The following is a 12,214-nucleotide window of genomic DNA, read 5'->3' as shown; positions in this document are numbered from 1 at the left end:
GTTTAGCTTTGTGGATTAAAATTTGTTCAAACTAGTGGCGTTTTAATCGCGGCGCGAGGTTTGTAACCTAGTGGACTAAGTAAAAACCGAGCAACAAAGAGTAAATCGCCCCTAGGCAGAACCCTTCGGGCAGCGCCTGTTTGGCATTGATGCTGCGTTATCGCCTATTTATGGGGAATAACCACACCACACAGGCTCTGCCTTGCTTTAATACCAAGCAGACTGCTGCAAATTCAACCTTGAAAGGTAAACAGACCCTAGTGTTATTCAGCTAATATAAATCCCCAATCGCTTATCTTTTAATGTCTAATATAAATTCTCAATCTGGTAAGGACACCTCAATGACGGCAGAGTATTTTAATTTTTTAAGCCTTATTGGCGTGGCATTCTTTGCAATTTCAGGTGCATTATTAGGCCACGACAAAGATATTGGTGGATTTGGTGTTGTCGTTGTTGGCTCAGTCACTGCGTTAGGCGGAGGCACGCTCAGAGATATTCTTCTTAACCAACCTGTATTTTGGATAGCCAACCCCGATTATTTATATGCCACCTATGGCGCTATTTTTGTCACCGTTATGTTTATTCGCCACTTACCTGATGTGTCTAACTATTACATGTTACTGGTTGATGCCATCGGTATGGCTATTTTTAATGTGGTCGGTATTGAAAAAGCGCTCATTGAAGGCACGACCATGGTGGTTGCGCTTACAATGGGAATGACGACGGGTATATTTGGCGGCTTAATACGTGATGTGATCTGTAGAGAAGTACCACTGGTGATGCGCGAAGAACTTTACTCCACCGCGTGTTTTGCAGGAGGCTTAACTTATGCCGCGCTATTTTTATTGGATGTCCCTTATTTATGGTGCATTATAGGCTCATTATTGGTAACCGTTTTTCTAAGATTGGGCGCACTTCATTTTGGCTGGCAACCCAATTTATTTAGAAAACGAACCCCAAAAATAAGAGATTAGTATAAGTATGGCTTTACACTAATCGCTCATACAAGCCTGACGCCCGTGATACACTTTTCCCCATGGCCAGTTGCAGCACTTTTTTATCTGCCACCAGCTCAAAGGTCTGTTTTGCGCGGGTAATTCCCGTGTACACTAATTGCCTATTAATACCGATACTCGCCTGCTTGAGCGGTGGTAACACCATCGCGGTATAACTAAACTCTGAGCCTTGGGATTTATGAATGGTCATTACATACACTTTATCGTGCGCCGGAAGCCGTGCGGGTGAAAATGCCCGTTCATTACCTTGTTCATCAATAAACACTGCCTTGAGTTGGCCGCTATCATCGGGCATTAGAATTCCTATATCACCGTTAAATAATTTTAGCTGGTAGTCGTTTTGACTAACCATTATCGGCATCCCTATATAATGCCGCTGATTAGGATTAACGCTAATTAAACCTTGCTGCTGTAATACCCGTTCAATACGCTGGTTTAAACTATTAACACCATAATCGCCTTCACGTACCGCAGCAAGTAACTGATAACTGGCAAAAGCTGCATGCACTTGCGCAACACTGGCACCTTGCGCTATCAGGGTTAGGTAATTAGCATAATGACTTGCGGCACTATTTACTAACTTTTCAATCGGTGTGGAAACAAAATCATAGTCTAAAATAATATCGCTAAAATGCCCTTCGCTGCTTTGTTGTTCAACGTAATTTAATATTCCTCGGTTGTTGGTATTTACAGCCAGCGCCAATTGACCTATGCCACTTTTTGCATCAAACCGATAGCTATGTTGTAAAAAGGCAATGCAGTCAGCAAGTTTAAACTCACTTTGACTTTGCGCATTTAGTTTAACAGCGCCATTAAAGCACAGCGTGTTCAATTGCTCACAGCGTACTTTTGAATAACGCGGTGTTTGTCCAAGCACTAACCCTTGGCATAAATCACTCATTACACTGCCAGTATCAACCGAAGCAAGTTGGTCTTTATCGCCAAGTAAAATCAATCGAGCATGATCTGGCAAGGCCTCAATTAGTTTAGCCATAAGTGATAAGTCGACCATGCTGGCCTCATCAATAATCAATACATCAACATGCAACGGATTGCTTTTATCGTGTCGGAATTTATTGGTAAATGGCTTAACTCCCAACAGACGATGAATGGTTTGCGCACTTTGCGGGATCAACGCGTTAATATCAGCCGGTATTTCACTAAGCTTATTTTTAGCCCCTAAAATTGACTCTGTTAGCCGTGCCGCTGCTTTACCGGTGGGTGCTACTAATTTTATGCTCAATGGCGCCGCTTTATATAACGATTGTAAAATCGCTAACAGCTTTGTTACCGTGGTGGTTTTACCGGTGCCAGGCCCGCCCGTGATCACACTAAAACCTTTTGTGGCGGCAATCGCACACGCTACTTTTTGCCAATCAATGTCAATACTCGGATCATCAGGAAAGTAGCGGGTTAATAACTGAGCAAGTACTGCATTATCAATGTTAAGTTGTCGTTCGCTCATTGTCAGTAATCGTTGGGCAAGGGTTTGTTCATAGCCTGCTAAACGAGAAAAATATAATCGTTGATTAAACAATTGCAGCGGCTTTTGCTCCCCAACACTATGATGTGAGAGTAAATAACGTATTGCTGCCTCAGTCGTAAAGTCATTACTAAATGGGCTGAGAGTATCAGGCTGCGTGCCTTCTAGTTTAGTAAAGTCGCTTTGACGTAAATTAAACGGATTAGTCCAATCAACCTCTGTTAGGGTTAAACAGCTATGCTGGCTTTGTTGCGATAAACACAGCATTAAAATTATATAAAAGAGGTCGTCATACCCTTGCTGTGCGTTTGTGCCACTGAGCAATTCAGCCAGTTTTACATCAACCACTCGCACTCTATGTTCGTCCGTTAAATACGTTAGCAACGGCACGAATTTAATACTTTCGCTGGCCTGCATCGTTGGCTGTGCTGTTGTGAGCACAGGTTCATCTAAAGGCGCATCATCTAAGTCATCAAACAAACCCGGTTGTTGATTTAAATCACTCATAGCATGGCTCCTTGGCTAAACAAGCCATCTAAAATAACGACTTGATCTGCACTTAGCTGTTTAAAGTACACTCCCTCACCTGCTGGCATACCGCGTAAAAAAGTATAATAAACACCGCCTAAATGCGCCTCTATTGAATAATCGGGAATTCGCTGTTTAAGCAAGCGATGCAGCGCTACGGTATAAATTAAATACTGTAAATGATATTGGTGACTGGTCATTGCTTGCTCTAGCTGCTCAGACACATAATCAGCAGCGGTACTGCCCAAATAATTCGATTTATAATCTAAAATATAATACTTGCCTTGGTAGCAAAAAATTAAATCAATAAAGCCTTTTAGTAACCCTTTAACATGGGCAAACTCAAGTTTACTTTGGTTAAAGCCAAAATGTTTAATCAACACTTCATTAAGCTTAGGGGCACTGAGGCTGCTAAGCGGTAAGTTAAACTCCATTTCGACTAAACAGTCACTTGGCGCTAATTGGCTCAAACTTAAATTATTCTCGCTGTTTAACGGGCAATTAAGTGCATCGAGTACCCATTGCTCGGTAATTTGCTGCCATTGCTCATCAATATGGTATTTTTCAAAAGCACGCTCAATCACAGCCGTTAAGTTTTGCTCTATATTCGTGGGATGATTTACCGGACAGGTAAAATCAAGTTGCTCAAATATTTCGTGCAAGCAACTCCCTGGTTTTGCGCCCTTTGGAAAGCTATACGGTGAAGGAAGTTCATCTTGCTGCACGGCAAACTCATCTCTTTGATGATCTTCATCGCTGCGCCCTGGAGCAAGTTGATCAGCATGCTTTTTAAAGCTCAAAGCACTAAAGCTAGTTGCTCGCCAGTCACGTTCAATCTGCGCCGTTACTGTATTAATAAGTAAATCGTGCTGTTTAGTGTCACTATTTTTTAACCGAAGTATGCCCTGCTCATGTAATTCGCCTGAGGTAAATTGCTGGTATTGCATAGCATGATTAGCCTCACAAAATTCACTTAAATGGGTGCGCCACACTTGGCTACTGCTTATCTCTAACCCTGAGAACAACACATGCCCCAGCGCACTACTTTGAATTGCTAAACGGCTACTTTGCCCTTGAGAAATGTTATACACGCCCAGCGAACAAAAATGCACTGCTCGGGTCAGTGCCACATAAAGCAAACGTAAGTCTTCTGCTAAACGTTCTTGTTCGGCTTTTTGCAGGGCATCTTCATCTTTACTTAAATCGTAAATCAACTTGCCGTTTTGATGATAAAGCGCGTCTTTAGTTTCACGATAACCACTGGCAAATGGCATAAATACCAATGGATATTCAAGCCCTTTAGAAGCGTGTATAGTCACAATTTTAACTAAGTTCGCATCACTTTCTAAGCGAACTTGCACTGTTTCACCATTTTGCTGGCTCACCTTTTGCGCAAACCAACGTAATAAACGAAGTGTCCCTTCAAGCTCAATTTGTTTTTGCTGCAGTATTTCGCCAAGGTGCCTGAAGTCAGTAAGCCAACGTTCTACGTTATAGCCCAAACCTTGCCATTTCGCACTGAGCTGATTGTGACTCAGTAAGCGTTCAAGCATTGCCATTGCCCCTTGCTTATGCCAAATATGGCTAAGTTGAGCAAAAAAGTTTAGGTGTTCTTGCCAGCTATTTTCATCATCGGCTAGAACAAAAATATCGTTATAGCTTAAACAAAATAACGGGCCGGCTAATACACCGCGTAGTAATGCCTCATCGTACTGACCATGCAAAGCTGTTAAAAAATTGAGCAAGTGATGACTCAACTCTTGGCTAAATACACTGTCGCGCGACAAATACACACTGGCAATATTAGCTTTACTCAACGCTTGCTTCATTATTTGTGCTTCAACGCGGTCGCGCACCAAAATACAAATATCAGCAGCACTGACAGGGTTAGCGCCAATACAGGCAACACCTTGGTTTGCTTGCTCAAGTAAAGTAACTATTTTATTAGCAAAATGGGTGGCTAAATGTGCTTGCCCTACGCCTTTACTGGTCGGCTTATTTTTTTCATCGCCGGCTTCATCTACAAACACATTAAACTCAAACGCGGTGGCAGGTTTACCGTCAATTAAAAACGACTCATCTGCTTTTTTTCCTTTCGCTTTCACTTTATTAAATGGAATGGCGTCGTTATAAATAAAGCTGTTGTCGTATTTGCTAAATAAGCTATTTACGCTATTTACAATATCACTGCTTGAACGAAAGTTAGTGCTCAATGTAAATTGTTGTGGCTCATCTACCGCTTCTTTTGCGCCAATGTAGGTAAATATATCTGCGCCCCTAAACCCATAAATTGCCTGTTTGGGATCGCCTATCATAGCTAAAGTGGTATTGCTTTGAGCATAAATTTTACTAAAAATACCGTATTGAATCGGATCGGTATCCTGAAACTCATCTATCATTGCCACCGGAAATAACTGCGCTATTTTTTGTGCGAGCACATCACCTTGTTCACTCTTTAAGGCACTGTGTAAATTAGTCAGCAAATCGTCAGGGGTGATCACGCTTTGTTCTTGTTTGCGTTTAACTATGGCCGCTTTTACCCAGCTCGCCGCATATTGCACTATCGCAATTTTTAACCCTTGGTTGATGGTGTTGTTAAGTGCGGCTAAGGCATCGAATTGGCTAATAAGTGGATGAGTCAGTAATGTGCCATTTTTTTTATAATTAGCGGTATTACTTAAGTTCTCGCTACTCCAAACCTCAAACGAATACTTACTGGTACCAAATTCAAAAAAGTCATCATTGCCTAAGCAAAATGCTTCAAGTGCAGCAAGACTCCCCTTTCGCCCAGGTGTTTTTGAGCCACTTAAATCGGATGCTTTAACAGCACCAATAAACTCTTGCTCTAGGCAGGCTTTTTTAAAGGCTGGAACACGCGCCAAGTATTCATCTCGCGCTTGCCATACCGCATCTAAACTAACTTGCGGTGTTATCTCTGCGTTCGCCTTATTTAAAATACTACTTACATGACTAAATAGTGATTCGGGCGCAGCAAATACCGCTAAAATCGCATCTGTTCTTTCTTTACTGAGTGGGTATACAAACGCGCGCCAAAAGTCTTTTATGGTTTCAAGCAGAATATCACGCTCATCTAAAATGAACTCTAAGTTAAATGCCACACCGGATTCAAACGCATGCTGCTTTAACATTCGCTGACAAAAACCATGAATGGTAAAAATAGCTGCTTCGTCCATTGATTTAGCTGCAGCATCGAGTAAGTCAAATGCACGGTGCTTGTCATCAACGCCTGCTATTACACCCTCAATTAGCTCATCATTAGGTACTTGCCCCAGTAATGCATCACGCGCAGCAATAATACGGCTGCGAACTCGGTCTTTAATTTCTTGCGTGGCGGCATCGGTAAAGGTGACTACCAAAATTTGCTCAACACTCAATGGCGTATTCAGCTCACCAGGTATTTGCATGCCCAATAAATAGCGCAAATACAAACCCGTGATCGTGTAGGTTTTACCTGTGCCAGCACTGGCTTCAATTAAGCTTTGCCCTGATAATGGCATAGTGAGTGGATTAAGCGCTTGCATAGTCACTCTCCTTGGCGTGCTCAAATAATGGGGCGAGTAGCTTATCGCTCCAATGTATAAATTCGTCTTGGCAGTCATTAAGTGATTGCACCGTGAGACGAATATAAGGGTTTTCTCCTTCGCCTCGGCCAATATACTGTGGACTAAATTTACTGTTGGCTTTTGCCATATCACCACCGCTTTTTACGTATTCATAACCACTTACCGGAAAAAACGCCACGGGCTTGTTGCGTAATGCTTTATAAAGCTCAAACCAATCTGCGAGCAGTAAATCGGCATCGGCTTTACTCATTGGGGCAAAACTAATTTGTTTATCTAAACCTAGCAATAAGGTTTCAACCTCTTGTTGCATGCTTTGTGCAGCAAGATGATAAATAAAGCCTTTAATTAAATCTTTAGCTTTAATACTGGCACTGCGATAAAACACTTGTTTTTGCATATACACATGGTTTAACCAGCCTTCAATGGTGGTGTTTTCAAGCAAAAGTAACACCTCTATCGGTTCGCTTTTACCCGCTTTTATTTGTTGTTTTACTTGCCCTGCAAGCGCATCAACGCGATGTTGCATGCTCTCATAAATTAAGCTGCCAACATGGGCTTGCGGCAACTCACCGCGCTGCAGTATTTGTTCGGTACTCAGTGGTGTATCGTTAATATTAGCTTCAAGTATTTCATCAAGGTAAAAATAACGGCGCAGCGCATCTAAGCTAAACGGTTCTTCATCTTTGGCTATATCGTTAAATTGCGGCAAACGTAACCCTAGGCTTTGCTGATAAAAGCTCTCTTGGGCGTGGCACACACTGCGAATAAACATATCAAGATCAAACAGCTCTGGAGGCGTTACATCAAGCGCAGTGATTGCTTTTGGCTCAATTGCCTCGCTAGGCAGCCAAATTGGGTTATAGCTGTGGTTGTTAAGCCCTGCCTGTTCAGCGCTAGCTGGCAAATAATAATGACTATTAAAAGGTTGTAAATATTGTTGGCTAATAAGACAATCTGGCAAAGGTTTATCACTGGGTTCGCTAAGTTTGAAGCTGCGACCTATGTATTCTAACAATTCACTGACAAGTGTTGATGGCATTCGTGGCTGGTTATCAAAACATGAGCGACCAATGTAGCTCATATATAAATTATCCCGGGCACTAAGAAGTGCTTCTAAAAAGAGATAACGGTCATCGAGCTTTCGTGAACGGTCACCTTTTTGCTTTTTCGAATAAGGCACTAAGTCAAACCCGATAGGCTGCACGGTACGCGGGTAATCGGCATCGTTCAAGCCTAACATACACACTACCTTAAACGGCACGGCGCGCATTGGCATTAACGTACAAAAATTCACTTGCCCCACTAAAAAACGTTGGCCGACACCTTTTTCTTGTATGCCTTGTTTAATTAAATAGCTAACAATGCGCTGCGACACGGCCTCACTGTAATCACCGTTGTCGTGGTGCTTACCTATATCTTCGAGTACTTTTTGCAGCACTAATAAATCCCAACTGTCGTCACTTTCGCTCTCATAAATAGTGTTGAGCAGCTCATTTAAAATTTGGGCTTTATTGGTGAGTGTGTCATCGGGGGTGAGCTTAGCTTTAAAGTCTTGCAGCACATCAATAAAGTGTACCAGCTTATTGAGTGTATCGAGCGCCATACCCTCAACCTCATCGGCACTGTAAATACCATTAAATGGGCACTGTTCATCGCGCATGGCAATACCCAGTAGTAAACGGTTTAAGCCATGCTGCCAAGTGTTTAGCTCTATTGCGGGTAAGTCAAAGGTACTTTTATGTTCAGCGTTTACGCCCCATTTAACGCCAACACGCTCCAACCAATACTGAATTTGCTCATATTCATGCGCTTCTAAACCAAACTTTTCAGCAATTTGGGTAACCTGTAATAAATCGAGAATATCCGACACGCCGAAGCGCGAAAACGGTAAATTAGCTAAACTAGCAAACGAACTCAGTACAGGCTTTTCTTGCTCTATGGCTAAATCAGCTAGCGCATAAGGTATAAATCGACTGCCCTGTGCACCACCAAAAACTGCTTCAATATAAGGGCTGTAGGTGCCAACATCGGGCATCATCACGATGATGTCTTTAGGGGTAAGCGCTGAATTTTGATTAAATAAATTAAGTAAGTAGTCGTGCAAACGCTCTACTTCTCGAAGCGGTGTATGGCAATCACTTAGTGTAATACTTGCATCGTTTGCAGTTATGGGCAGCTTGCCCTCGTCGTTAATAAACCATTCTTTATTATCGGTGAGCGACTCACCTTTAAAGGCAAGTTGGTAAATTTCACTTTGCACTTGGCCAAGTAAGCTGTCGTCAAATGCATCTATAAAGCCATCAATCCAGCGGGCATCAAGCTGCACTAGTTGCTCAAAATAATCGCGGCCGAGTTTACCCCACGACGATAACAGCGGATTACCTATAAAATAGTATTCTTCATCGGGATTCGTTTGCTTTTTTTGCTGTGCTTCCACCAGCGGCATTTTTGCGTATTTAGCAGTGATTTTAGCTGCTGTTTTTTCATCAATGATATCGCCCCAATAATGCTCGCTAGGGTTAAAAAAGAACAAAAACACTTCAGTTTTTTTACTTAAAGCTTCAAACACTTCAAGCTGCGAGCTAGCAATCGCAGATATACCAAATAAGCTAATGCGTTTTGGTAATAAGGCGCTATCCATGCTCTCAAGTGCACTGAGTAACTGCCCTTGCATATTGGCACGGTGAAATTGGCTTTGCCCTAGCTGTTTACTTAATTTGACGATACGACGCCATAAATCGGGTTGCCAAGGCGCAATCGTTATATCAACATCGTCAAGCGTATCAACACCACTATCCCAAGTGGCTACCCAATGGGGGCGGTACATCAAATATTGGTCGTACACATCGGCTATTTTTTCACATAGAGCAAAGGTTTTTTGGCCGTCAATATCGTCCTCTAAATAGGTTTTAAGCGGTAAGTACAGTGGCTCGTCAATACAAGTAGGTAAAATTGCAAACAGTTTCCAAGCAAGGTTCGGTTTATTAAACGCCGACTCTTTAGGCACGTTTGGCAATAGTTGCTGGTACAACTGCCAAATAAAGCTCGACGGCAGCGGAAAGTCTACCTGCGCAGCCACTCCTAAATTTTCACTTAAACCAATTTTTAGCCACTGCGACATACCCGGCGATTGCACTAACACCACTTCTTTATCAAATGGGCTTTGCAATGGGTTTACTTTTAATAGCTGATGAAACTGCGCTTGCAGGGCTTCCATACGGTTTGATTGAATAATATTGAGCATACGATACCAGCCTTACTTGAGATAAAGCCAGTGTAAGATATTTTCAATTTAAGCGGTAGCACTTAGGGGAAATTGGCACTAATAAATCAGCAAGTTAGCCCACCAATAGATGAACTTTTAAACGCACTGCTTTAACTGCAGTGCGTTTATTATTTAAATGGTGATGCTATTTATAAGGGCTAATACTTGAAAGACTAAAATCACTTTGCATAATAACTTGGCCATCAATGCCTTTAAGTTTTAATGAAATAGCAGGGTCGACTTGTTGCCAGTCTATGCTTAAATCACCATAGTTAACATTATGTGTGTAATTACCCACACGATGCTGGTTAGGGCTAACGTCTTTCCACTTTTCTGTCAAACCTGAGCTGGTCATTTCAATAAGCGGGTAATCAAGGTTATGTTGATACCTTGAAATCTCGCCCCAGTGAGTATCGCCACTAATAATAATCACACCATTTACTTGGTGTTTTTTAATTAGCGCAAATAAACGGTTTCGATCCTCAGGAAAATTTGCCCACGACTCCCAGCCGGTAAAATCTGGCAGTAACTGCAAGCTTGACGCTATTAGCTTTATTGCCGCTGGCTTTTTAAGCTCGGCTTCAAGCCATTGCCACTGTGCTTCCCCTAGCATTGATGCGCCTTTAACTTCAGTTGGACTGTACGGGCCTTGGTTATTTGCTTTACGCTTGGTGTAATACTCAATCTCGCTAACAGAATTAAGTGTGTCACGATTAAAGCGTAAATCTGGCATGATCACCTGCACGGTTTGCTCGCCTTCGCCATACATGTACGAGGTATAAATGCCGTCAGCACGGGTACGGCGTTTTGAGTTTGCCGGTTCTTGCCAAAAATCGAGCATGATTTGCCGCGATGCTTCTTTATGCGGATACTCTTTCCCCGCGTCATTTTGACCATAATCGTGATCATCCCACATAGCTATTATTGGTGTTTGTGCGCGTAGTGCTTTAAAGCCTGGCTTTGCTCCAAGACGTTGGTATTTATTTTTAAGCACGGCCATGTCGTTAGTATCGCCGTAGATGTTATCCCCTAAAAATATAAATAAATCACTCTGCTCTTTGTTAATGGCGTTAAATATAGGAATGTCTTTATCTTGATGTCCGCAAGAGCCAAATAATATTTTAGACGGCGCAGCCATTGCTACACTGCTAATCACAATAGTCAGTGACAGTGCAAAATGCTTAAGGGTTTTTAGTAACTGTTTCATTTTAAAATCTCGTTAATAGCCGGTGCCATATTAGGGTTAATTATGTGTGGATTTTGCCCAAGTGCTTTTAAAACGGTGGCGGCAACTTGCGCTTGTTTAAGCTCGTTTTTAGTTTTAATTAAGCCGTTATTTTTAATTGCAGGGCCAATAGCTGCCAGCCAAATATGCTCAGAGCCAACTATGCCGTTAGGAAACACATCTGCGCCTAGGTTAAGCTCTAGCAATGCTCGACGAGAGCTGTGATGCTGCCAATCACTGGCATGACTTCCACGGCCATGATCAGTAGTAACGATCAGCGTCGTATTATTTTTATAACCTGCTGTGCTTTGAATGGTTTGCCACAAATCTTTTATAAATGCATCGCTTTGCTTAGCCGATTTTAAATAGGCGTCGTAATGCCCATCGTGAGCAAAGTCGTCAGTTTCTCCTAAACTAATAACCAGTAATTTAGGCTTTTTAGCCAGCATATACGCTTTAGCAAATCGATAGGTAAAACTATCAAGCCGCACATTGTGCCAAGGGCTAGGTATCTCTGTTTGTAGCGCATTAAGTAGCGCTGCGTCGGCAAATAAATCATCAGCAACGGGCATAAACCCCGCATTCACCTGCACCTTACTGCGCTGGGTATTTACAATGAAAGGAAACACATCCCAACTACCAAATAACGCGGTGCTGTTTTTAAATTCAGGCTGGGCATTTAAACGCTCTAAAATAGTTTTATTTGGGTTTAATACCTTGTCGTTACTGTTGATACTTTCATCCACTTCACCAGTAAGAATTTCGTTATACCCAGGATATGAAAAATACCACGGATTACTCACCGACATAGTTGAGCCTTTAGCCCTATCGCCAATAATAACGCCTTGTTTTGCAATGGTTTGAGTTAAAAATGGCATTAACAACTGTTGACGCTGTTGCGGACTTTCATGCCAAAATTGGCTCTTTAAATGTGCTGGTTGCTTAACAAATTCTTTATTATTAATCAGCTTGCTATCGGCACCATTAAATACTTCTTGCCAGCGAACCCCATCTAAAGTTACCAACACCACATTTTGTGGTGCTGCCAAAACCGCCTGACTGTTAAGTAAAACCAAACCGATTATTAGTATTGTTACTATTGTTTGCATACAC

At 42.1% G+C, this 12,214-nt stretch carries 6 protein-coding genes; 1 reads left to right on the top strand and 5 read right to left on the bottom strand.

Going from position 1 to position 12,214, the window contains the following annotated elements; all coding sequences use genetic code 11:
* Positions 1-341: 341 nt before the first annotated feature.
* Positions 342-974: a trimeric intracellular cation channel family protein gene (locus CWB78_RS09625; RefSeq protein WP_138595260.1), complete on the top strand. Its 633-nt coding sequence runs from the start codon at positions 342-344 to the stop codon at positions 972-974.
* Between the two features lie 13 nt (positions 975-987).
* On the opposite strand, the gene recD is transcribed toward CWB78_RS09625, so the two are convergent.
* From recD to CWB78_RS09600, 5 genes are all read right to left on the bottom strand, one after another.
* Positions 988-3,006 (bottom strand): exodeoxyribonuclease V subunit alpha, encoded by a 2,019-nt coding sequence (recD, locus tag CWB78_RS09620; protein ID WP_138595258.1) that lies wholly within the window; start codon positions 3,004-3,006, stop codon positions 988-990.
* Entirely contained in the window at positions 3,003-6,569 is a 3,567-nt protein-coding gene (recB, locus tag CWB78_RS09615) for an exodeoxyribonuclease V subunit beta (RefSeq protein ID WP_138595256.1), read from the bottom strand. Before recB ends, recD begins: the two co-directional genes overlap by 4 nt.
* Positions 6,556-9,855, bottom strand: coding sequence for an exodeoxyribonuclease V subunit gamma (gene recC / locus CWB78_RS09610; RefSeq protein WP_138595254.1), 3,300 nt, complete (start codon positions 9,853-9,855; stop codon positions 6,556-6,558). The genes recB and recC overlap by 14 nt, the downstream gene beginning before the upstream one ends.
* Before the next feature lie 166 nt (positions 9,856-10,021).
* Positions 10,022-11,083: an alkaline phosphatase D family protein gene (locus CWB78_RS09605; protein ID WP_138595252.1), complete on the bottom strand. Its 1,062-nt coding sequence runs from the start codon at positions 11,081-11,083 to the stop codon at positions 10,022-10,024.
* A complete protein-coding gene (locus tag CWB78_RS09600; RefSeq protein WP_171040334.1) occupies positions 11,080-12,210 on the bottom strand; it encodes an alkaline phosphatase family protein in 1,131 nt (376 codons plus the stop codon). The genes CWB78_RS09605 and CWB78_RS09600 overlap by 4 nt, the downstream gene beginning before the upstream one ends.
* Between the last annotated feature and the right edge of the window lie 4 nt (positions 12,211-12,214).

It is taken from the genome of Pseudoalteromonas sp. S1612, assembly GCF_005887175.1.
GTDB lineage: Bacteria > Pseudomonadota > Gammaproteobacteria > Enterobacterales > Alteromonadaceae > Pseudoalteromonas > Pseudoalteromonas undina.
Note: the sequence above shows the minus strand (reverse complement) of the source record. Positions and strands in the feature narration are given on the sequence as shown.